17 protein-coding genes are annotated in these 22063 nt (G+C 71.6%); 9 read left to right on the top strand and 8 right to left on the bottom strand.

The genetic code is table 11. The features are described 5' to 3' along the window. Window positions 1-610: 610 nt before the first annotated feature. Both PKF00_RS09580 and PKF00_RS09575 read left to right on the top strand, forming a co-directional pair. A complete protein-coding gene (locus tag PKF00_RS09580) occupies window positions 611-1690 on the top strand; it encodes an adenosine deaminase (RefSeq protein ID WP_271217021.1) in 1080 nt (359 codons plus the stop codon). Between the two features lie 28 nt (window positions 1691-1718). After that, window positions 1719-2345, top strand: coding sequence for a PH domain-containing protein (locus tag PKF00_RS09575; RefSeq protein WP_271217020.1), 627 nt, complete (start codon window positions 1719-1721; stop codon window positions 2343-2345). A gap of 148 nt (window positions 2346-2493) precedes the next feature. On the opposite strand, the gene PKF00_RS09570 is transcribed toward PKF00_RS09575, so the two are convergent. The 3 genes from PKF00_RS09570 to PKF00_RS09560 all read right to left on the bottom strand — a co-directional run bounded on the left by PKF00_RS09570 (window position 2494) and on the right by PKF00_RS09560 (window position 5778). Next, complete coding sequence (locus tag PKF00_RS09570; RefSeq protein ID WP_425582324.1) at window positions 2494-4314, bottom strand: phospho-sugar mutase; 1821 nt, start codon at window positions 4312-4314, stop codon at window positions 2494-2496. Between the two features lie 41 nt (window positions 4315-4355). After that, the gene (locus PKF00_RS09565) at window positions 4356-5159 is read right to left on the bottom strand and encodes a purine-nucleoside phosphorylase (RefSeq protein ID WP_271217018.1); all 804 of its coding nucleotides are present in this window, start codon (window positions 5157-5159) and stop codon (window positions 4356-4358) included. 166 nt (window positions 5160-5325) lie between these two features. Beyond that, window positions 5326-5778, bottom strand: a complete 453-nt coding sequence (locus PKF00_RS09560) for a gamma-glutamylcyclotransferase family protein (RefSeq protein ID WP_271217017.1) — start codon at window positions 5776-5778, stop codon at window positions 5326-5328. Between the two features lie 235 nt (window positions 5779-6013). Between PKF00_RS09560 and PKF00_RS09555 the strand changes: the two genes are divergently transcribed. Continuing rightward, window positions 6014-7408, top strand: a complete 1395-nt coding sequence (locus PKF00_RS09555) for an NAD(P)H-quinone dehydrogenase (protein WP_271217016.1) — start codon at window positions 6014-6016, stop codon at window positions 7406-7408. Between the two features lie 119 nt (window positions 7409-7527). Further along, window positions 7528-8355 carry an alpha/beta fold hydrolase gene (locus PKF00_RS09550; RefSeq protein ID WP_271217015.1) on the top strand — a complete coding sequence of 276 codons (828 nt, stop codon included), beginning with the start codon at window positions 7528-7530 and terminating at the stop codon, window positions 8353-8355. 219 nt (window positions 8356-8574) lie between these two features. Here PKF00_RS09550 and PKF00_RS09545 read toward each other — a convergent pair whose 3' ends face one another. Next, entirely contained in the window at window positions 8575-9780 is a 1206-nt protein-coding gene (locus PKF00_RS09545; protein WP_271217014.1) for a pentapeptide repeat-containing protein, read from the bottom strand. 291 nt (window positions 9781-10071) lie between these two features. Between PKF00_RS09545 and PKF00_RS09540 the strand changes: the two genes are divergently transcribed. Continuing rightward, a complete protein-coding gene (locus tag PKF00_RS09540; RefSeq protein ID WP_271217013.1) occupies window positions 10072-10518 on the top strand; it encodes an Hsp20/alpha crystallin family protein in 447 nt (148 codons plus the stop codon). Between the two features lie 94 nt (window positions 10519-10612). After that, window positions 10613-10930 (top strand): MerR family transcriptional regulator, encoded by a 318-nt coding sequence (locus tag PKF00_RS09535; protein WP_271217012.1) that lies wholly within the window; start codon window positions 10613-10615, stop codon window positions 10928-10930. A gap of 262 nt (window positions 10931-11192) precedes the next feature. Here the strand turns inward: PKF00_RS09535 and PKF00_RS09530 are convergent, their stop codons facing one another. Next, window positions 11193-12560: a hypothetical protein gene (locus tag PKF00_RS09530; RefSeq protein WP_271217011.1), complete on the bottom strand. Its 1368-nt coding sequence runs from the start codon at window positions 12558-12560 to the stop codon at window positions 11193-11195. 106 nt (window positions 12561-12666) lie between these two features. Here PKF00_RS09530 and PKF00_RS44495 point away from each other — a divergent pair, with 106 nt between their 5' ends. Continuing rightward, complete coding sequence (locus PKF00_RS44495) at window positions 12667-13032, top strand: GNAT family N-acetyltransferase (RefSeq protein WP_309298385.1); 366 nt, start codon at window positions 12667-12669, stop codon at window positions 13030-13032. A gap of 141 nt (window positions 13033-13173) precedes the next feature. On the opposite strand, the gene PKF00_RS09520 is transcribed toward PKF00_RS44495, so the two are convergent. Together PKF00_RS09520 and PKF00_RS09515 are read right to left on the bottom strand one after the other, a co-directional pair. Then, window positions 13174-14934, bottom strand: a complete 1761-nt coding sequence (locus PKF00_RS09520) for an acetyl/propionyl/methylcrotonyl-CoA carboxylase subunit alpha (RefSeq protein ID WP_271217010.1) — start codon at window positions 14932-14934, stop codon at window positions 13174-13176. 382 nt (window positions 14935-15316) lie between these two features. Next, window positions 15317-15472, bottom strand: coding sequence for an SDR family NAD(P)-dependent oxidoreductase (locus tag PKF00_RS09515; RefSeq protein WP_271217009.1), 156 nt, complete (start codon window positions 15470-15472; stop codon window positions 15317-15319). 172 nt (window positions 15473-15644) lie between these two features. On the opposite strand from PKF00_RS09515, the gene PKF00_RS09510 reads away from it, so the two are divergent. Further along, window positions 15645-15917 (top strand): WXG100 family type VII secretion target, encoded by a 273-nt coding sequence (locus tag PKF00_RS09510; RefSeq protein ID WP_184755698.1) that lies wholly within the window; start codon window positions 15645-15647, stop codon window positions 15915-15917. Window positions 15918-16088: 171 nt separating this feature from the next. Here the strand turns inward: PKF00_RS09510 and PKF00_RS09505 are convergent, their stop codons facing one another. Then, window positions 16089-20696, bottom strand: a complete 4608-nt coding sequence (locus PKF00_RS09505; RefSeq protein ID WP_271217008.1) for a type VII secretion EssC family protein — start codon at window positions 20694-20696, stop codon at window positions 16089-16091. Window positions 20697-21360: 664 nt separating this feature from the next. On the opposite strand from PKF00_RS09505, the gene PKF00_RS09500 reads away from it, so the two are divergent. Next, complete coding sequence (locus PKF00_RS09500) at window positions 21361-22062, top strand: hypothetical protein (protein WP_271217007.1); 702 nt, start codon at window positions 21361-21363, stop codon at window positions 22060-22062. Window position 22063 lies beyond the last annotated feature (1 nt).

The following is a 22063-nucleotide window of genomic DNA, read 5'->3' as shown; positions in this document are numbered from 1 at the left end:
TCAAGACCGGCACCCTTTACGACGAGGCGACCGCATGGGCGCATCACGCCGAATCGCTGGCTGCTTGACACCTAAAGCTCCTGGGATGTCTTTCGAAAGGGAGGCTTCAGCTACGGCGATCGACCATGGATGAAGCCCCTGCGGATTGCTTCAGCCGCCTGGAGGTGAATGGGCGGCCGGAAAGGGAGCGACTACGGCGGGCACACCGTACGAAACCGGTAGTCATGCGTGGAGGGGGGCGGGTGGTCCGGCCGGCGTATAAAAGGACCGCAACCAGGCACGCCCGCCAGGCCGGAGGCCTGATCTCACCAGAGCTCAGCTGAGACGGCCGGCCGGACCACCCGCCCCCCTCCACGCGAACCAAGCCCAGCCCGGAGAACAAAACGAACCCAGAGAAGCAAGCGAACCAAGTGAGCCCGCAGAACCAAGGGAAGGCCCGGCTCTCGGCTGTGGAGCTTCTGCCGACGCCGGGCAGGTCGCCCATCACGATCGACCGGAACCGTCTCGCCTGGCGCGCGGCCAATCGGGGTGACCGTCTCCGAACGAGTTGGAACCCGCCCACACCGGCTAATACCGTCGCTCCTGAATCCACCCCGTCTAGGATGATGAGATGAGTCAGCCACTCGCCCTTGAGGAGATCCGTCGGGCTCCGAAGGTGCTTCTCCACGACCATCTCGACGGTGGTCTGCGGCCCGAGACGATCATCGAGTTGGCGTGCGAGTCGGGCTACGACAGGCTGCCCACGACCGATGCGGGCGCCCTGCGGACGTGGTTCCAGGAGGCCGCCGACTCCGGCTCGCTTGAGCGCTACCTCGAGACCTTCGACCACACGGTCGGCGTCATGCAGACGCGCGACTCGCTGGTCAGGGTCGCCGCCGAGTGCGCGGAGGACCTGGCCGCCGACGGCGTGGTCTACGCCGAGGTGCGGTACGCGCCCGAGCAGCACACCTCGGCGGGCCTGAGCCTGGAGGAGGTGATCGAGGCCGTGCTCGAAGGCTTCAGGGTCGGCTCGGAGGGGCGCGGGATCAAGGTGGGCACCCTGCTCACCGCGATGCGCCACCAGGCCAGGTCCATGGAGATCGCCGAGCTGGCCGTCCGTTACCGTGACGTCGGCGTGGCGGGCTTCGACATCGCGGGGGCGGAGGCGGGCTACCCTCCCACCCGTCACCTCGACGCCTTCGAGTACCTCCAGCGCGAGAACGCCCACTTCACCATCCACGCGGGCGAGGCCTTCGGCCTGCCGTCGATCTGGCAGGCGATCCAGTGGTGCGGCGCCGACCGGCTCGGCCACGGCGTCCGGATCATCGACGACATCGCGGTCTCCGGCGACGGGTCGACCAAGCTCGGCAGGCTGGCGGCCTACGTCCGTGACAAGCGCATCCCGCTTGAGATGTGCCCGACCTCCAACCTCCAGACCGGCGCCGCCCCCTCCATCGCCGAGCATCCGATCGGCCTGCTGCGGGCGCTCAACTTCCGGGTCACGGTCAACACCGACAACCGGCTGATGAGCGGCACCTCCGTCTCCGAGGAGTTCGCCAAGCTGTCCGAGGCGTTCGGCTATGGATGGGACGATATGCAGTGGTTCACCATCAACGCCATGAAGTCGGCGTTCCTGCCGTTCGACGAGCGCCTCGCGCTCATCAACGGCGTGATCAAGCCAGGCTTCGCCCAGCTCAAGTGGCAGGCGTGAACGGGTTCGCGGGAGCGGGGTCAGCGCGATGAAGCAGGTGTTCCGGTCGAAGGCCGCGCAGGTTCTCGGCTGGATCTGGATGGCCTTCGCCGCGTTCAACGCGGTGGACCTGATCGTCCGCTACAACGGGCCGTCCTCGATGGCCGCCGCGGCGGTGCTGGCCGTGCTGACCGCGCTGGTCTTCATCACCTGCCTGCGCCCGGCGGTCGTCCTCACAGGAGAGGGCGTGCTGGTCCGCAACCCGCTCAGGAACGTCTTCGTGCCGTGGCGTCTGGTCGACGAGGTCACCGTCTCCCACACGATCACGATCACCTCGGGGGGCCGTGTCGTCCGCTGCTGGACGCCGCAGACCTCGGGCCGTGAGCGGGTGGCGGCGATGCGCAGGGCGAGCCCGCAGAGCGGCAAGGGCCGTTTCAAGACCGAGCCCGCGCGTTCGAAGGCCGAGCAGGCGGCCGCAGAGGCGTTGGCGGGCAAGACCCACGCCGACTGGGTGGCCGAGCAGATCACCGAGCGTGCCGAGTCCGCCAAACGGGTGACGCCCGGAGTCGCGGGCGCCCTTCCCGATCCCGGGACGCTCAGGGCAGGCTGGTCTCCGAGCGCCCTGGCGGCCTTGGCGGCGGCCGTCGTCGTGGTCGTCGCGGCCTTCCTGGTCTGACGCGGGCGGCGCACTCCCCGCGCGGGTCGGCATCCTCTCCACGCGGACCGGCAGCCTCTCCGTGTGGGCTGGCTGTCTCCGCGCGAACCGGTGCCCTTTCCACGCGGGCTGGCCGTCTCCACGCGGACCGGCGCCGTCTCCGTGCGGGCTACAGGCCGAGGGCGGCCGACAGGTCGGACCTCAGGGCGTCGAGGTCGTCCGCGGCCCGCCGCCGGGCTTCCGCGACCTCGCCCTCGACCGGGACGACGACCTCCAGGTAGCACTTGAGCTTGGGCTCCGTGCCCGACGGGCGGACCACGACGCGAGCGCCGCCGGAGAGGCGGTAGCGCAGGCCGTCCGTGGGGGGCAGGTCCGCCGAGCCCTCGCTCAGGTCGTCGGCGGACTCGACCTTACGGCCGCCCAGCTCGACCGGCGGGACGGCGCGCAGGCGGGCCATCGCCCCCGAGATCAGCGACAGGTCGGCGACCCTGACCGACAGCTGGGAGGTGGCGTGCAGGCCGTACGCGCGGGCCTGGTCGTCGAGGAGGTCCAGCAGGGTACGGCCTTCGAGCTTGGCCTGGGCGGCGAGGCCCGCGACGGTCAGCGCCGCGCCGACGCCGTCCTTGTCGTGGACGGGCAGGACCGCTTCCGATCCGGCGTCGTGGTCGGAGCCGGGATCGGCACTGTGGCCGGCACTGTGGCCGGCACTGTGGCCGGCACTGTGGCCGGCACTGTGACCGGCACTGTGACCGGCACTGTGACCGGCACTGTGACCGGCGCTGTGACCGGCGCTGTGACCGGGGGTGTGGTCGACACTGCGGTCGGCACTGTGACCGACGCTGTACCCGAGGGCCTCCTCGTAGCCGAAGACGAGCCCCTCACCGGCCTTCATGATCCACTTGAAGCCGGTGAGGGTCTCGGCGTAGCGCACGCCGTATCCAGCGGCGATCTTGCCGAGGAGCGACGACGAGACGATCGTCGTGGCCACCAGGCGTCCCTCGCCCGAGGTCCGGCGGATCACGTGCTCGCCGAGGAGCGAGCCGACCTCGTCCCCGCTCAGCATCCGGTAGTCCCCGCCGGGCAGGCGCACGCCGACCGCGCAGCGGTCCGCGTCGGGGTCGTTGGCCAGCACGACGTCCGCCTCGACCCGCCGGGCCAGCTCCAGTGCGAGGTCCATCGCGCCGGGCTCCTCCGGGTTGGGGAACGCGACGGTCGGGAAGTCCGGGTCGGGGGCCGCCTGCGCCTCGACGACGGCGGGGGCGTCGAACCCGGCCGCCAGGAAGGCCCGGGTCACCAGGGCGCCTCCCACGCCGTGCAACGGGGTGTAGGCCACCCGCAGCCCTCTGGCGTCGCCGAGCGGCAGCGCCGTCACCGCCGCCAGGTAGGCGGCCACGACGTCGTCGCCCAACTCGGTCCACCCGGAGCCGAGCGGCAGCCCGGACACCGGGCCGACGGCGTCGATCGCGGCGGAGATCTCCGCGTCGACCGGCGGCACGATCTGCGAACCGTCACCCCAGTAGACCTTGTAGCCGTTGTCGCGGGGCGGGTTGTGGCTGGCGGTGACGGTCACGCCCGCGTCCGCGCCGAGGTGACGCACGGCGAAGGCCAGCACGGGGGTCGGCAGCGGCTCGGGAAGCACGGACGCCCGCAGCCCGGCCCCGGTGAGCACGGCGGCGGTGTCGCGGGCGAAGACGTCGGACTTGTGTCTGGCGTCGTAACCGATCACGACGTGCCTGCCGGGGCCGAGGACCCGGGCCAGGCCCGCCGCGGCGCGCATGACGGTGACCCGGTTCATCCGATTGGGGCCCGCGCCGAGTTCGCCCCGCAGTCCCGCGGTGCCGAACTCCAGCTTGGCGTGGAACCGTTCCCGCAGTGCGTCCTCGCCGTCCTCGGGGAGGCGCTCGAGGAGCGCGGCGAGCTCGGCCCGGGTCTCGGGGTCGGGGTCCTGGGCGAGCCAGGCCTGCGCCAGCCGTACAAGATCGCTGCTCATCGTCATCTCTCGCTCGGGGCGGCCGCCCGCCTGTGCGGTCTCTACAGCTTGTTGACGACCTTGGAGAGCAGGACGCCCATGCGCGTGGCGGTGGCACGGCCGACCGCCAGCACCTCCTCGTGGTTGAGCGGCTCGCCGACCAGGCCCGCGCCGGGGTTGGTGACCAGGGAGACGCCGAGCACGTCCGCGCCGCCCTCGCGGGCCGCGACGGCCTCCAGCGCCGTGGACATCCCGACCATGTCGCCGCCGAGGATCCTGCACATGCGGACCTCCGCCGGGGTCTCGTAGGTCGGACCGCGGAAGGCCACGTAGACGCCCTCGGCCATCGACGGCTCGACCTCCCGGACGAGGTCGCGCAGGCGCGGGGTGTAGACGTCGGTCAGGTCGACGAAGGTGGCGCCGGTGATCGGGTTGGCGCCGGTCAGGTTGATGTGGTCGCTGATCAGCACCGCCTCACCGACCTCCTGCGTCTCGGGGCGCAGGCCGCCCGCGGCGTTGGTCAGCACGACCGTGCCCGCCCCCGCCCTGATCGCGGTCCGCACGCCGTGCACGACCGGGTTCACGCCGTGGCCCTCGTAGAGGTGGGTGCGGCCGAGGAAGATCAGCGCGTTCTTGCCCGACTCGGTACGCACCGCGCGGATCCTGCCCGCGTGGCCCGCCACCGCGGGAGGCGCGAAGCCGGGCAGGTCGGTCACCGGGATCTCGGCGATCGTCTCGCCGATCGCGTCGGCGGCCGGAACCCAGCCCGAACCCATCACCAGCGCGACGTCGAAGGAGCCGACTCCGACAGCGCCCTTCAGCGCTGTCGCGGCGTCGGTGGCGAGTGCATAAGGGTCGTTGGTCATCTCACCGAGCGTACTCGCCGTTCTCCTTGGATTACGCGGAATGCACGCGGGTGCGGACCTTTCGGTCAATTCACGTGTTTCCGCATGTTCGGCCTCTCCCCTCGGACGGTGGGAGGCTCATCCCGGGTGGCTCCCGGCGACCGGGCGGCGGGAGAGGCCGTCCGGGTCAGCCTCCCAGTGACGTGCAGGGACGGCCGCGCAGATCCTTGACGTAGTCGTCCGGCGCGCCCGCCCGCTCGGCGGCCTCGGCCAGGATGCCGAGATAGCGCGCGGAGGGCAGGCCGCCCTCGTAGCCGTCGATCACGTAGAACCAGGCCACGACCTCGCCGTCCAGGGTCTGAACCCTGAGCCTGACCTTGTGGTAGAGGCCGCGTGCCGCGCCCTCCCACTGGTCGAGGGAGGTCTCGTCCCACTCGGGCACGTCGTAGAGCACGACGAAGACCTCCTCGAAGGGGTCTTCGACGATGGTGGCGAGAGCGCCCTCCCAGCCGAGGTCGTTCCCGCCGAACGTGAGGCGCCAGCCCTGAAGCCAGCCTGACCCCCGCATGGGGGAGTGAGGGGCCCGCTGGGCCATCTGCTTCGGGTCCATGTTGCTGCCGTAGGCGGCGTAGACAGGCACGGCATCCAACAGTAATCGAAGATCTGCCCGGCGCTCACTTCGCCTCGGCGTCGTGTCGTTTTCCTTTGACGGGACTTCCAAGCCTTTGACTCGGACCCGAATCCTTGGGATCCGGTCGTCCCGAACGAGGCCGGTCGGTTGCGTCCCCGGCCCCAGGGGGCTTTCGGGGCACTTTCGTGGTGTTTGAGGGGACCCAGCGAGTGATTGGTCCGAAAGATGCGGGACAATGGGGTACGTGACGAGGATCGTGATCATCGGTGGCGGGCCCGGCGGGTACGAGGCGGCTCTGGTGGCCGCGCAACTTGGGGCACAGGTGACCGTCGTCGAACAGGAGGGCCCCGGCGGGGCCTGCGTCCTCACCGACTGCGTGCCGTCCAAGACGCTGATCGCCACCTCGGTGCGCAAACAGGCCCTTCTCGACGCCAGCATGCTCGGCGTGCACTTCACCGGCGGCCCCGACGGCGACGTCGGCGGCGTCATCGCCGACATGCCGCTGGTCAACACGCGAGTGAAGGACCTGGCCCAGGCGCAGTCCGCCGACATCGCCGCGCGCCTGGCCGCGGAGGGCGTCGAGATCGTCCGGGCCGCGGGACGGCTGGTCGATCCCCAGGTGGTCAGGGCTGGCGACCGGACGATCAGGGCCGACGTCGTGATCGTGGCGACGGGGGCGACCCCGCGCATCCTGCCCTCCGCCGAGCCCGACGGCGAGCGCATCCTCACCTGGCGGCAGATGTACGACCTGGAGGAGCTGCCCGAGCACCTCATCGTGGTCGGCTCGGGAGTGACCGGCGCAGAGTTCGCCGGAGCCTACCGTTCCCTCGGCTCCGAGGTCACCCTCGTCTCCTCGCGCGACCGGATGATGCCCAACGAGGACGCCGACGCCGCCGAGGTCCTGGAGGAGGTCTACCGCCGCCGCGGGATGAACGTCATGGGGCGTTCCCGGGCGGAGTCCGTCAAACGCACCGCCGACGGCGTGGTCGTCACGCTTGAGGACGGCAGGACGGCCGAGGGCACCCACTGCCTGATGACGGTCGGCATGATCCCCAACACCAGCGGCATCGGCCTGGAGGAGGCCGGGGTCACCCTCGACCGGGGCGGGTTCATCCAGGTCGACAAGGTCTCCCGCACCTCCGCGCCCGGCGTCTACGCGGCCGGTGACTGCACCGGCGTGCTGATGCTCGCCTCGGTCGCCGCCATGCAGGGCCGCATCGCCGTCTGGCACGCGCTCGGCGAGGCCGTGCAGCCGCTGCGCCTGGCCACCGTCGCCTCCAACATCTTCACCGACCCCGAGATCGCCGCCGTGGGCGTCACACAGAAGGCGATCGAATCCGGCGAGATCGAGGCCAACGTCGTCAAGCTGCCGCTCGCCACCAACGCCCGGGCCAAGATGCAGGGGTTCAACGACGGCTTCGTGAAACTGTTCTGCCGCCCGCACACCGGCATCATCCTCGGCGGCGTCGTGGTCGCCCCCCGGGCGTCCGAGCTGATCCTGGCCGTCTCCGTCGCGGTCCAGCAGCGTCTCACCGTCGACCAGCTCGCCCACACCTTCGCGGTCTACCCGTCGATGTCCGGCTCCATCACCGAGGCGGCCCGCCGTCTCATGCAGCCGATGACCCCCAGCGGCATCTGACCCGAGAGGTCGCCGGCCCCTCACGGACCTCTCAGGGGGCGGCGCCCCCGTTATGATCGTCATACGGTCGACGCCGCCGGTGTCCGCCGCGCCCGGTTCTCCCAGACCACCGGAGTGTCATGATGCGCGTCGAGGTCAACGGCATCGGTCTCAACGTCCAGGACAGCGGGGAGGGCCCCGCGGTCCTGCTCGTCCACGGCTTTCCCGACACCCACGCCTGCTGGCGTCACCAGGTGGCCGCGCTCAACGCCGCCGGATACCGTACGATCGCCCCCGACCTGCGCGGGTTCGGCGACTCCGACAAGCCCGCGGGGCTGGAGAACTACGAGCTCGACCGGCATCTCGGCGACCTTCTCGCCGTCCTCGACAGGCTCGGCGTCGCGCGGGCGCATCTGGTGGGGCACGACTGGGGGTCGGCTCTCGTGCAGATCCTCGCCGCGGTCGCGCCCCAGCGGGTGGCCAGCCTCACCTGCCTGTCGGTCGGTCACCCCGCGGCCCTGGTCGACGCGGGATGGCGGCAGCGGGAGAAGTCGTGGTACATGCTGCTCTTCCAGTTCGTCGGCGTCGCCGAGCAGTGGCTCAGCCAGGACGACTTCCGCAACTGCCGTGAGATGCTGGCCGAGCACCCCGACGCCGACGAGGTCGTCGAGCGCATGCGCGATCCCGAGGCGCTCAGCGCCGCGCTGGCGATCTACCGCACCGGTGTCCGCCCCGAGACCCTGGTCGCCCCGCCTCTCGACCTGCCCGCCATCCAGGCGCCCACGCTGGGGGTGTGGAGCACTCGCGACCGGTTCCTCACCGAGGAGTGGATGACCGGTACGGCCAGGCACGTCAGCGGCCCCTGGCGGTACGAACGCCTCGAAGGCGCGGGCCACTGGTTGCAGCTCGAGGCCCCGGACCGGGTCAACGACCTGCTGCTCGGCCACCTGGCCGCCCACCCCGGCTGAGCGCGACGCGCGACGCCCCTCGCTCACCCCGGTTGAGCGTGACGCCCCCCGCTCACCCCGGTTGAGCGCGACGCCCCGTGCCGGGCCCCGTGGTCGGCCGCCCGGTTCAGCCCGTCGGGGTCGCCGGCCAAAGCGACGCGGGCCCAGCCCGGCGCGACGAGCGCCGAGACCGTCCGGCGGCGCCCAGCCGGACGGTCCGCCACCCCGGCGGGGCGTGGGTCAGCGGGACGTCCTCGCCCGCAGGCGGCTCAGGGCGTTCCTGCCGTCCTGTACGGCGCGCGCCACGAAGTGCAGCTCCTCCGCCTGCCTGGCCACGGCCAGCGCGTTCTTGGCGGCCTCGTAGGCGTCGATGGCGTGCCGCCAGTCGTTGTCCGCGGTCATGCCGCCGCGCCCGCTGACCTGGAACTCGTAGTCGAGCTGGTCGATCTCCTCACCCAGCCGGGTGATGTCCTCCTCGGCGCCGCGTCGCATGAGCGCGAACCTGGCGTTGCGCCTGCTCCGCCGCTGGGCGCTGACGCCCCAGATCACCACGGTGGCGGCCAGGCCGACGGCGCTGAGCACGACCATGACGAGCCCGACGGACGGGCCGCTCCTGCCTCCCGCGGGCTGCGCGGCCGGGGTTTCGGCCGTCTCGGGATCGGAGGCCTCTTCGGCGGGGGTCGGCTGGGTGAACGACGGCAGGTCGATGCCCTTCGGAGTCCCCTTGGCGCCGGTCAGGTCCGCGTCGTCGGCCTGGATGAAGGAGGCGTCCTGGACCAGCGCGCCGGTGAAGTCGGCGCCGTCCAGCTCGGCCTGGTCGAACACGGCCTCGCTCAGGTCGGCGTCCTTGAAGACCGCGTGGCCCAGGTTGGACTGTCCCATCTTGGCCTCGTGCAGCTTCGCCCGGGTGAAGTCGGCCTTGCGCGCCTTGAGCTGGCCGGGCCTGCTCTCGTTGAGGTCGGCGTCGACCAGCTTGGCGTTGACGAAGTTGACCTGGGTCAACTCGGCTCGGGTCAGCTTGGCCCCGGTCAGGTCCGCGTACGGGAACTCGGCCTGCCCGGCCTCCGCGTCCACCAGGATCGCGCCGCGCAGGTCGGCGTGGTCGGCGTGCATCTGGCCGAGGTCGGCCTCGCTGAGGTCGGCTCCTCGCAGGTCGGCGTACTTGAGCGTGGCCTGGGTGAGGTTGGCCTGCCTGAGGTTGGCGTTGCGCAGGATCGCCCCCGTCAGATCCTTCTGGATGAGCTCGACGCCGCCCAGCTTCGCTCCGGTCAGGTCGGCGCAGCGCAGGCTGTAGGGCAGCTGGGCGCCCTTGGTGAAGTCCTTGCCACGCAGGTTGGCGCCCTGACCGGGCTTGCACGGCCCGGCCGCGGCCTGAGCGGGAGAGGTCATGGGCCCTGACAGCGCGAAGATCGCAGCGAGGAGTGCCAGGGAAACGGAACGACGCACGGGAGCCTCCTTGAAAGCAGTCCCGATCGTGTCAGTGGATCATTGCATCCCGCTAGACGGCTGCTTGCACCCTTTGCCTGCCGTGCCGCTCTTTTTCGGCGGAGCGCGTCGGCCGTCCGAGCCGTCCGGTGTGAAGGGGGCGGCCTGGGCCGTCGGGCGCCTCCGAAGAGGCTCGAAAAATTTCGAGAGATGACTTGCTCAGCGGCACGTCGGTTACTTATAACTGTAGTAAGAGGTTTTCGAGAAGGCAGGCTTGAGGATACCTGCCTGGTTCAACGGAGGTGGTTACCGATGCTGCTGACGTCGATCGACCCGTTCGTTCAGGAGTTCGACCGTCAGTTCGACCGGCTCGCGAAGCAGGCCCTCGGATGGGGTGAGGCGGGTGCGAGCGGAGCCATGCCGCTGGACGGCGTCCGCCGCAAGGACGACGTGCTTCTCAAGTTCGACCTTCCGGGGGTCGACCCCGACTCCATCGAGGTCACCGTCGACCGGGGCGTCCTGTCGGTGAGCGCCAGGCGCGAGGAGGAGTACGGCCAGGACGACCGCCTGTTCGTCCGCGAGCGCCCGAAGGGCCTCTTCACCCGCCGGGTCTATCTCTCCGAGCACCTCGACAGCGAGAAGGTCGATGCCGCGTACGCCAACGGCGTGCTGGCCGTGCGCATCCCGGTGATCGAGAAGGCCAGGCCTCGTAAGGTCGAGATCCACAGGGCCGAGGAGACCAGGTCGATCAAGCCCTGACCCGCCAGGCCTGAACGTCGAATCCTCGTGGGGTGGGCGCCGGGTTCCGGCGCCCACCCCGACGCGTTGAAAGACCTTCAGGAAAGGATCGACGATGGCCAGGCTCCCCTTCGACGACGAGCACGCCCCGTTGTACTCGGTCGGCCAGGTGGCCGACATGCTCCAGGTCGAGCAGGCGTTCCTGCGCCGTCTCGACGAGCACGACGTCGTACGGCCCGCTCGCTCCAGCGGCGGCCAGCGTCGCTACACCCGGCACGAGATCGGCGATCTCCAGAACGCCATCGAGCTCGTCGGCGAGGGCATGACCCTCGCGGCCGTCCGGCGCATCTTCGAGCTCCAGCACGAGATCGCCGAACTGCGGGCCGAGCTGGCGAGAGAGCGCGTCGCCCGCCAGGAGGCCGGTCCCGCGTGACCGACGTCCCGCCTGCCAGGAGGCCCGGCTTCCTACGGCGGGGATCGCACGACGAACGGGCGCGTCCCCAAGGGACGCGCCCGTTTCGGCTTTCAGCAGTGACCGGGTTCAGCGGTGGCCGGTGCGATCGCCCGACCTTCAGCGGTCTCCAGCGATGCCACGTCAGGGCTCCGGGTTCGTGCGGCGACCGATCGGACCATCGGATTCATGCGATGACCGACCGGACCGCCGAGGTCAGGCGGTGAGCGGCACGGCTACGGGGTCACCAGTCGCCGCCGCCGAAGTCACCTCCGCCGAAGTCGCCGCCGCCACCGAAGTCGCCCCAGCCGCCGCCACCGAAGTCGCCGCCGCCACCGAAGTCGCTGCCGCCGCCACCGTCGGCCAGGCCCTGCTCGTAACCGGCGCCGTAGCCGCCGTAACCGCCATAACCCCAGCCGCCGCTCAGCACGCTTCCCATCACCGTGCCGACGAGCATCGCGCTCATCACGTCGCCGAAGCCGCCGTAGTAGCCGTAGGCGTAGGGCTGGTAGGCGGGGCCGGCGTCGTAGTACGGGCGGTAGTGGCCGTCGACCATGACCTGACGCGTCTGCGGCTCGAAGCCGCGCTCGACCGCCTCGGCGTCGGCCGCGCAGGCGGGCACGTCGCGCACCGCGCCACCGGGCGGGGCCCAGCGGACGTCACGGACGGAGGGGCCGTGCTGCGGGTTGAAGAAGCACGGAGAGCGCCTCTCGGGGAGCGGCTGGTGGTTCACCCGCGCCTTCACGCAGGCGAGGGCGTAACGGCCCTCCTCCAGCGCGGTGGTCACGCCACGGAGCTCGTCGGGGCGCTTGACCGCCGTCAGCTCCACCTTGGCCCGCTCGTAGGAGTCGAGGGCGCGCTGCCAGTCCTGCTGGTGCTCCGAACCGTCGCCGAGCAGCTTGACGTCGGTGTCCAGCGAGGTGATCTCCTCGCCGAACTTGGTGACGTCCTCGTCCACGGTCTGCTTGACCGCGGCCAGCTCGGCGGCCTCGCGGGCCTCGCGCTGCTTCTTCTTCTTGCGGGAGTAGAAGAAGACGCCCAGGCCGCCGGCCAGGGCCAGCACCAGGATGCCGACCAGCACGCCCGCGCCGGAACCACCGGAGGAACTGGACGAGCCGGGCTTCACGCCGGCGCCGGTGCCCGCGTCGTCCGCCAGCTGGACGAACTTGATCACGTTGTCCGTCGGACTGTTGCCGACCTTCGCGCGGCCGAGGAGCTCGTCGACGTCGACGCCCTTGATGTTGGAAACGCCGAACGGCACGTTGCCGCTCATGACCAGGACGGTCGACTTGCCGCCCACGTCCTTGCGGATCGAGGTCAGCAGGGTCCTCGCCTGGGAGCTGCTGGTGACCGAGCCCGTGGGCAGCAGCGCCAGGTAGACCGAGGAGCTCTGCTCGACGGCGCTGCGCATGGCGTCGGCGGCGTCGGCGGGAATGTCCGCCGAGGGATCGACGTAGAAGCGGTCGCCGTCCTTCAAACCGGACGCGATCGTGCTCGGGTCGGGCGCCGCGGCGTTCGCCGCCGGCGCGATCATGAAGACGGCCAGCAGCCCGGCGAGCAACGCGATGATCGCGGCACCGAGGCGACCTGGCGCTGATTTCTTGGTGGTCACGGCAGAAAGCCTCCTTCGTCCTACAAAGACGAGTGGATGGACGTCAGAGTTCCCTCCTTGACCGTATCCCCTTCCACGCCGGGTTAGGCACCGCCACCACGGTCGGATCAGCCCGTCCGCCCGGCGTCCTCCCGGCCGCTCCCGGTCTCCGGCGTTCCTTGCCTCCACCGCTCCCGGCTCCCCCACGACGCGCAGGGACTCTCCCCGCTCCCGGGAGTCCGCCCCGGCATACGGACGATGGCTGGAGCACTTCTATCTCGTTCCGGGTCTCCAGGGCCGGGGGCTCGGATCGGCCGTGCTGCGGGCGCTGCTGAGACAGACGGACGCCGACGGTGTGCCCGTTCGCCTGAACGTCCTGCAGGGCAGCCCCGCCCGGCGGCTCTACGAGCGCCATGGGTTCACCGTCGAGGTCCAGGACCCGGTCGACGTCTACATGGTGCGACGACCGGGTGGGAGCGCCCTCGGAGCGTGAGGAGAGCCGTGGGGGCTCATGAGGTGTGTCGTCCACACGGACCCCGCACCTCCCCGCCGCGTCCTGCCTTCGGCAGGTCGGCGAGGGGCGCCGGGACCTGGCCGACGAGTTTCCCGGCCAGGTCAGCACGGCACGGTCCGGTCAGGCGTCCCGGATGTCGCAGATGGCCGCGCCCGCGGTCACGCTCTGCCCGGCCGTGGCGTTCAACCCCGCCACGACTCCGGCCCGGTGCGCGGTCAGCGGCTGCTCCATCTTCATCGCCTCCAGGACCACGATCACATCGCCGACCGAGACCACGTCCCCGTCGGCCACCGCGACCTTCACGATCGTGCCCTGCATCGGGCTGACCAGCCCGTCCCCGCCGGCCGCCGCCTTACGCCCGCCTCCGGCGCGACGCCCGGCGCGTCCCCGGCCGGATCCGCCGGCGGGAGCGGAGGCGGAGGCGGCGGCGAATCCGGCGGGCAGCACCACTTCCAGCCGCTTGCCGGCCACCTCGACCGTCACCCGCTCACGCTCGCCGGCCACGGCCGACTCGGCCACCGGCCCGTCGTACGGCGGCACCGGGTTGACGAACTCGGTCTCGATCCACCGGGTGTGCACGGTGAACGGCTCGTCCACGAACGCGGGCTCGTCCACCACCACCCGATGGAACTCCGCCACCGTCGGCATGCCCTCGATCCGGAACTCCGCCAGCGCCCGCCGCGCACGCGCCAGAGCCTGCCGCCGGTCCGCCCCCGTCACGATGACCTTGGCCACCAGCGAGTCGAACGCCCCCGGCACCGTCATCCCCTCGGCGTAACCGGCGTCCACCCGCACTCCGGGGCCGGACGGCAGCCGCAGCGTCCCGATCGTGCCCGGCGCGGGCAGGAAGCCGCGCCCGGCGTCCTCGGCGTTGATCCGGAACTCGATGCTGTGCCCCCGCACCGGCGGGTCGTCGTACCCCAGCGCCTCCCCGGCCGCGATCCGGAACATCTCGGCCACCAGGTCCAGCCCGCTGACCTCCTCGCTGACCGGGTGCTCCACCTGCAGCCGGGTGTTGACCTCCAGGAAGGAGATCGTGCCGTCCTGGCCGACCAGGAACTCACACGTGCCGGCCCCGACGTATCCGGCCTCTCGCAGGATCGCCTTGGACGAGGAGTAGAGCAGCTCCACCTGCTCGGGCGTCAGGAACGGCGCGGGCGCCTCCTCCACGAGCTTCTGGTGACGCCGCTGCAGCGAGCAGTCACGGGTGGAGACGACCACGACCTGCCCGTGCGTGTCGGCCAGGCACTGGGTCTCCACGTGCCGCGGCCGGTCCAGGTAGCGCTCGACGAAGCACTCACCCCGGCCGAAGGCCGCGACCGCCTCGCGGACCGCGCTGTCGAACAGCTCGGGGATCTCCTCCAGCGTGCGGGCCACCTTCAGGCCCCGCCCGCCTCCGCCGTAGGCGGCCTTGATCGCGATCGGCAGACCGTGCTCGGCGGCGAACGCCACGACCTCCTCGGCCCCGGCCACGGGCTCGGCGGTCCCGGCCACCAGCGGGGCCCCGACCTTCTGGGCGATGTGGCGGGCCTGCACCTTGTCGCCCAACGCCACGATCGCCGACGGCGGCGGCCCGATCCAGGTCAGCCCGGCGTCGATCACCGCCTGGGCGAACGCGGCGTTCTCGGCGAGGAACCCGTACCCCGGGTGCACCGCGTCCGCGCCGCTGGCCGCGGCGACCGCCAGCAACTTGTCGATGTCCAGGTAGGTCTCCGCCGGAGACTGGCCGCCCAGAGCGTGAGCCTCGTCGGAGAGCTGGACATGCAGCGCGTCCAGGTCCTGCTCGGCATAGACCGCGACGCTGGCCAAACCCGCGTCCTTGCAGGCACGGGCGATCCGCACGGCGATCTCACCACGATTGGCGATCAAGACCTTCTGCACCGGCGTTGTTCCCTTCATCACACGCGAACGGGGGGCTGGCGGGCCTTCAACGGAGTGTAGGCGTCGTCTGATCCCGGGGAGGAGCGGGGTCCTACCTGCCAGGATCGGGATCCTGCTGGTCCGGTTCCGACCTGACGGAACCGGAGATTCGTGTCCGGTTCCTACTCGCCGGGCCCGGGGGCCCGAGGGGGCGGTCCCTGCCTGACGGGATCGACGTTCCGCATATCAGGTTCCTATTCCTAGTTGTCAGGGCGAAGAGCTGTACGCCCGGTTCCCGCTAGCCGGGATCGGGACCTCGCGGATCCAGTTTCGCCGCTCGGCACCGCTTCTGTCCGTACGGCCCGTTGCTCCTGTCCGTACGGAGCCCGTTCGAAGCGGGTCCCTACCCGCCGAGGCGGGCGCCCGGATTCTTCGCCGCCTCCCGCGACGCCTGCTCGCGGCGTCCGGTGACGGCGACCCGGTCTCCCCGGGCGAGGAGAGCCGAGGCCACGGCGAAACCGATTCCCGTCCCTCCGTCCGTCACCACAATCTCCCGCATCGGCGCGATCCCCGGTATCGCGAAAGGTTTCTGTCGAACACGAACGTTAGCCGGTCCACAGGTATGGGAAGATCCATAACCGCTCGGCATAATCCGAGCGCCTCTGTGATCAACTCGCCTATCGTGATTTCGTTTGGTGAGCCCCCCGACACCGATCTCGAAGGAGACTGGCATGAGCCAGAACTTGCTCGGCGGCAACCCCGCGGAAATGCAGCAGATGGCCACCCAGTTCACCCAGCAGGCCGACCAGGTGAGAGCCACCATGGCCGCTCTGGACCGGGAGGCCGCCAAGGTCGGCACCGCTTGGACCGGTCCTGGAGCGCAGCGTTTCACCGAGGCGTGGCAGAACTACCGCGCCGCTTTCCAGCGCATGTCGGAAGAACTCGCCGAGGCCTCCCGCGTCATCAACACCTATCGCGGCAACATCGAGTCCGCCACCCGCTGATCCCGTTCGTCAGGGCGCCGCTCCGGTTTTCGAGGCCGGGGCGGCGCTTTGGCGATTCCTCATGTCCTTCTACCGGTGGGGGAGAACGCCCCGGCGAAACCCGGTTTCCTCATGGGACGGCGTTTCGGCGGGGGAGAAGGGCGTTCTCGCGGCAGGAGAGGGAGGGCGGGCTCAGGTCGGGAGGGCCGTCTGGAGGGGGGTCACCGAGCCCAGGGTGACGAGCAGGCCTCGTCCCGGCGGCCCGCCGACCGCGCCTCTGGGGAGGCGGATGGTGAACAGGTCGCCGTCGGCGGGGCTCTGGACGGACAGCAGCAGGCCGGTGCGCGCCTTGCGGGCCTCGGCCACGAAGCCGCGGTAGGCGGTGGTCATGTCGCCCGTGGTGCCGCCCGCGATGAGACCGTGCTCGCTGTCGCGCCCCGTGCGCAGCACCTGCTCCAGCGCCATGCCCAGGGACGAGTCCGCGGAGATCAGCTCGGCGTCGTCGACGATCGCCACATAGCGTTCGTGTCCCGCGACGGCCCCCTCCAGGTCGCCGTTCGCGTCGAGCACGGCCAGCACCCCCGCCGTGTCGGCCAGCGTGCTGAGCGGACTGCGGCGGGGGGTGACCAGGACGACGGGCGTGCCGTGGGCCAGCAGGGAGCGGGCCGCGGTCATCAGCGCGGAGGAGCGTCCTGAGCGGGAGGGGCCCGCGACGACCGCGCCGGGGCCGTGGGAGAGCAGGTCGACGCCGAGCGGGGCGAGCGAGTCGCCTCCCACGCCGAACAGCGCCCACAGGGGCGAGGGCGGCTCGAAGGAGGGGGCCAGCTCCAGCGACTGGGCCATGGTGATCCGCATCGGCAGCGCGTCCACCCGCAGCGGCGGCTCGCCGTCCCACACCCACCCGCCGGGCTCCGCCGCCCCGCCTCCGGCCCCCGCCGCGCGGGCGTCGGCGAAGCGCGCGGGCACGGCGCGGGCGAGCGACTGGAGCGTGGCGACCTGGGCCGGTCCCGAGGGGTCGTCGCACAGCAGCGCTATCTGGCTCTCGGTGACGCCGTGCTCGCCGGTGGACAGCGCGCGCCCGGGGGCGAGCGTGGTCGGCAGGTCCTTGACGGGCAGTCCGGCCAGACCGTAGTCGGCGGGGTCGGCCAGGCGCAGGATGAGGCGGTCGTCGAAGACCGTGGAGATCTGCCCGATCAGCGCGGACCTGTCGCCGGTCACCACGGCGCGCAGGCCGACCGCGGGCCCTTCCCTGAGCAGCTGCATCATCGACTCGATCAGCCGCCCGTAGTCGTAACCCTCGAACGCGGCGACGAACCCCTCCCAGCGGTCGAGCATCAGCACCAGCCACGGCAGCCTGTGTCCCGTGGTCGCGGCGCGCAGCTCGGCCAGCGAGGCGTACCCGGCCTCGGCCAGGAGCTGCTGCCGCCGCCCGATCTCGGCGCGCAGCCGGGTCAGCAGCCGTTCGACCCGGTCGAGCTGGTCGCGGGTCACGACCGCGCCGCAGTGGGGCATGGCCATCAGCGGCAACAGCGCTCCGGAACCGCAGTCGATCGCGTGCACGTGCACGTCCTCGGGGGACGCCCCGGCGGCGATCGCCCCGGCCAGCGTGCGCAGCGCGGTCGACCGCCCGCTGCGGGAGGCGCCCGCCAGGAGCAGGTGCCCCCCTCTGGCGAGGTCCAGCGCCAGCGGCCTGCGGTCCTGCGCCCACGGCAAGTCGGTCACCCCGAACGCCAGCGGCGGCACCTCCTGGACCCCCGCCCGGTACGGCGGCGCGTCCCCCGCCACCGCGGACAGGCCGGGGGCGACCAGGAGGTCGTCGAGCGGCGGGAGCCAGGGGCTGGGCTGCCGGGGGACGCCGGCGACGCGGGCGGCCTCGACCAGCGCGTCGGCGAGCAGGGACAGGTCGGTGACGGCGGAGTTCTCCGCGACCGTCTCCGGCGGCGACAGCGGCTGTCCCAGGGCCCGCCAGTCCACCTCGGTCACCCGCACCCTGGCGTCGCTCTGCGCGCCGGAGCTCCGCCCGCCGATCCGCGCGGCCTGCACGGCCGTCGCCGCGCCCGCGCCCGACTTCACGTAGCAACGGCCGGGGGTGGACTTGGAGATGTGCGAGGCCTCCGGCCTGCCGATGACGTCGGCGGACTCGGAGGCCTCGGTCACCCGCAGCGCGATGCGCAGCGAGGTGTTGGCCTGGATGTCGGCGGTCACCACGCCGCCGGGCCGCTGGGTGGCCAGGATCAGGTGGATGCCGAGAGAGCGGCCCCGCCTGGCGATGTCGACGAGGCCGGTCATGAAGTCGGGCAGCTCACTGACCATGGCCGCGAACTCGTCGATGACCAGCACGAGACGGGGCAGCGCCTCCAGCGGATCGGCCCGCAGGGGCAGCTGCCTGACCGACGACCCGGCTCCCGCCACGAGCAGGTCCCGTGAGGCGCGGGCCCGCTGCGCGTCGCGGAGCTCGTGGTAGTCCTCGATGTCCTTGGCCCCCGCGGCCAGCAGCAGGCGCTCGCGGCGGCGGATCTCGGCGGCCAGGGAGGCGAGCGCCCGCTGCGTCAGGTGGCCGTCCAGGTCGCTGACCATGCCGACGGTGTGCGGGAGCCGTACGCACTCCTTGAAGGCGGCTCCGCCCTTGTAGTCGATCAGCACGAACGTCATCTCGTCAGGGCGGTTGGCCACCGCGAGCGAGCAGATCAGGGTCTGCAGCAGCTCGGACTTTCCGGCGCCGGTCGTGCCCGCGATGAGCGCGTGCGGCCCGTCGGTGCGCAGGTCGACGGAGAAGTGCCCCTCGGGACCCGCCCCGATCACCGCCTCCGTCGTACGGCCCCAGCGTTCGGCGAGGGCGGCGCCCGTGACGGAGGGGAGCTCGAGCAGGTCCAGCAGCCTGGCGGAACCGGGCAGGGCGAGGCTGGAGTCGTCGCGGCTGACGTCGCGCACCGGGGCCAGGGAGCGGGCCAGCCGGTCGCACCAGGAGGCGGAGACCTGGTCGGCCAGGATCTCGCCCAGCCCGTCGAGGCCGCCGCCGCGCAGCCGTACCGTGCCGTCCTCCGCCACGTCCGCGACGGTCGCGCACTCCTCGGGCAGCAGCCGCTGGTCGTCGTCCAGGGCCAGGGTGTAGACGCCCGCCCTCGGCCCCTGGCGCAGGACCTGCGGCATGCCGGGCAGCGCGCGCAGGACCTGGGCGCCGTCCAGGACGACCAGCACGTCGTAGGGGCGCGCGTCGTAGACGGGGGCCTGGTCGGCCTGGCCCGGCCCGCCCAGGTCGCCCCAGCCGGACGGGATGCGGCCGAGCTTGGCCGACGACCCCTCCTCCTCACCCTGGCGCTCCTCGATGAGCGTGGTCAGCTCGCTCACCCTGCGGGCGGCGGCCTCCGGGTCGGCGCCGACCAGCGCCACGCAGTCCTCGCCGCCGTGCGGGGCGCAGTGCGGCAGCCAGCGCACCCAGTTCCAGCGTTCGTCCCCGTCGCGGTGCGCGGACAGCACCACGATGGCCAGGTCGCGGGGGCTGTGCAGGGCGGCGGCCTGGCCGACCAGCCACCGGGCCAGTCCCGCGGTCGCCCGCCTGGGCCCGGTCAGGCCCGCGACGCCCAGACGGCGCATGGCGAGCGCGACCGGCACCGCGTGGCAGTCGGGCAGGTCGGGAAGCTCGGTCTCGGCCGAGGCGGAGCGCTCGGGCGCGAACTCCAGGTCGGCGGGCAGGTCGGCGAGGCCGACCCGCAGCCTGAGGGCGTCCTGGTCGTGGTCGCGACGCTCCCACAGCCGTCGCCTGGGGCCGGTCGCGGTGAGCAGGACCTCGGCGGGGTCGGGCGCGGCGGCGCGCCGTTCCGCCTCGTCGTCGGCGCGGGCGCGCTCGACGGCGGCCTCGAAGACCTTCAGCCGCTCCTTGTACTGCTTCATCTGCTGGCGGTGCTGCTTGCGGCCGTGCCGCCTGTCGCTCCACCACTGACCGACCATGATCAGCGGCGTCATGAGCGCCATCAGCAGGAAGTACCAGATCTGGAACGCCCAGGCCATGACCACGCCGAGCGCGGCGGGCAGGAAGGCGGTCAGCAGTTGCAGCCGCATGGTCTCGGCCCGCTTCGGCTCGGCGGGGACCTCGAAGCGCCGGGTGCTCGCCGGCGGACGCAGCCGGGGCGGCCGGTTGTAGGCGAGGCCGCCGTCGGGCTGGGCGTCCAGGTGCGCGTCGGGAGGCTCGACCGCCCTGAGGGTCAGCACGCTCGCGCCGCAGGTCAGCACGGCGTGCTCGGGCCAGGGCACCGGTCCTTCGAGAGGTTCGCGGTCCAGTCTCGGAGGGGTTCCCGTACCCGTTCCCGCCTCGACGGTGATGGCCTCGGGGGTGAGCCTCACCACGGCGGCCTCGCCGGGCAGCAGGGGGTCGGCGACGGCCACCGCGCAGGCCGGGTCGGAGCCGACGGTGTGGACTCCCAGGCTGAGGCGGTGCACGGATCCGGCGGCGGGTCCGCCGACCACCCGGATCTCCACGATGCCGCCCGGCTCCTCGGCGACCGTGGCCGCGGCCAGGTCGCGGTCGAGGGTGACGAGGTCGCCGTCGCGGAGCAGGCCGAGCGCGGGCGCGGAGGGGTCGAGGGGGCGGCCGTCCAGCCAGAGGGTCGGGGGCGCCGCGCCCGCTTCGCGGCCGAGTCCGTAGGGGGCCTTGCTGCGGGTCAGCCGTACGACGTTGCTGGGGCGCTCACCGCCCTGACCCGTGAGCGACTCGGCGAGCCGCGCCACCGTGGTCGTCTCGTCGCCCTCGACCACGACATCGCGGTCGGCGTGCTCGCTGAGCACGGTGAGCATGATCCGCATCGACGCTCTCCTCGGGTCGGACCCCGGTCCAACCTACAGAGCGGCGACCGTCCCGCAGGGGCGGTTTGCTGGAATGTAGTGGGGTGCGGACCGGTATGTGGAAAACGTGGCAACCTGTGGACAACTGTCGGATGTTGCGGGCCGGTTATGCCGTTTTAAATGGGCATTCGCTGATTTCAGACGACCGGGGAATGCCGTGCCGGGCTGTGGAAAACCCGACCCGGGACCGCCTGGCGCGGGTTCGCGGTGGCGTGGGGGCCGCGCCGACGTGCGGTGGAAAGGCCCGAGGGCGTCTTGGGCCCGGTGCGCCGCGCCTGAACCAGTTGGCCATGCCGTAAGGATGGCACATTTTGAACGGGTTCAGGTGACGGGAAGGGCACGGACTCCAGGCCGAGAGGTGAAGGTCGCGGGACTTTCCCCTCGAATGGGGCTCGTAAACGCTGGGATAGATGATACACGAGTTAATCTGCGCCCTTATCACCCCGATAAGTCATCTGTCACCTGGCCAAACCGCCAGGTTCCTCCAGATCGACGTTGACAGACCTGTTCCTATCAAACGAGCATGGGACCTGGATTTTGCCCACCTGTTCATCGGCGCGGTGCACATAATGGCGTAAATTCGAGCAGTAGTCCTATTTTGAACGCTCTGGGAGTCCCCCTACCCATGAGGACCAGTGAGAAGCCGGCAGGCCGTGCCCCGGTGAACGCCGAACGACCAGGCGCGCAGTCCGGCCTTTCGGGGCCCGCCTCGCGCAAGCTTCCCGTGTCCCCACGCGAGCGCAAACCCGCGCTCGCGGCCCTCGCGTTGCTGCTCATCCTGGGCGGCGCCCTGGCCACGACCCTGCTGGTCCTGCGCAGCGGCGACCGGGTCTCCGCGATCGAGATCACCCAGCAGATCGGCGCGGGCCAGCGGATGACCACGGCGGCCATGCGGGAGGTCCCGATCGCCAACACCGGCGTCCACTACGTGGCGTGGGCCGACAGGGAGCGCGTCGCGCAGAACTTCGCCCGCGTCACCCTCCTGCCCGGCACCCTGCTGACCGGCGAGATGGTCGTCTCCGCCAGCAGGGAGCTCGGTCCGGGCAAGGCCATCGTCGGCCTGTCGCTCAAACCCGGCCAGCTGCCCATCACCCTGGACGTGGGAGACCGGGTCCAGGTGATCTACGTGCCCGCCCGGGGCGGGGAGGGCGGCACGCAGAGCCGGATCCTCGCGCAGAGCGCGCTCCTGCACAAGATGCGCACCGTCAGCGGCGGCGCCCCGAGCGGCCAGGTGGCGATCATCGTGGACGCCAAGGACGCGCCCGTGATCAGCGCCTACGCCTCCAGCGGCGAGATCGCCGTGGCCGAGCTGCCGGGAGCGCGCTGAC

It is taken from the genome of Streptosporangium carneum (assembly GCF_027922005.1).
Lineage (GTDB): Bacteria > Actinomycetota > Actinomycetes > Streptosporangiales > Streptosporangiaceae > Streptosporangium > Streptosporangium carneum.
This window is presented reverse-complemented; position numbering and strand designations above follow the sequence as displayed.

Coding starts and splice junctions, on each gene's coding strand:
- PKF00_RS09580 (WP_271217021.1), top strand. CDS start 611: ATGAGTCAGCCACTCGCCCTTGAGGAGATCCGTCGGGCTCCGAAGGTG.
- PKF00_RS09575 (WP_271217020.1), top strand. CDS start 1,719: ATGAAGCAGGTGTTCCGGTCGAAGGCCGCGCAGGTTCTCGGCTGGATC.
- PKF00_RS09570 (WP_425582324.1), bottom strand. CDS start 4,314: ATGAGCAGCGATCTTGTACGGCTGGCGCAGGCCTGGCTCGCCCAGGAC.
- PKF00_RS09565 (WP_271217018.1), bottom strand. CDS start 5,159: ATGACCAACGACCCTTATGCACTCGCCACCGACGCCGCGACAGCGCTG.
- PKF00_RS09550 (WP_271217015.1), top strand. CDS start 7,528: ATGATGCGCGTCGAGGTCAACGGCATCGGTCTCAACGTCCAGGACAGC.
- PKF00_RS09540 (WP_271217013.1), top strand. CDS start 10,072: ATGCTGCTGACGTCGATCGACCCGTTCGTTCAGGAGTTCGACCGTCAG.
- PKF00_RS09535 (WP_271217012.1), top strand. CDS start 10,613: ATGGCCAGGCTCCCCTTCGACGACGAGCACGCCCCGTTGTACTCGGTC.
- PKF00_RS09515 (WP_271217009.1), bottom strand. CDS start 15,472: ATGCGGGAGATTGTGGTGACGGACGGAGGGACGGGAATCGGTTTCGCC.
- PKF00_RS09510 (WP_184755698.1), top strand. CDS start 15,645: ATGAGCCAGAACTTGCTCGGCGGCAACCCCGCGGAAATGCAGCAGATG.
- PKF00_RS09505 (WP_271217008.1), bottom strand. CDS start 20,696: ATGCGGATCATGCTCACCGTGCTCAGCGAGCACGCCGACCGCGATGTC.
- PKF00_RS09500 (WP_271217007.1), top strand. CDS start 21,361: ATGAGGACCAGTGAGAAGCCGGCAGGCCGTGCCCCGGTGAACGCCGAA.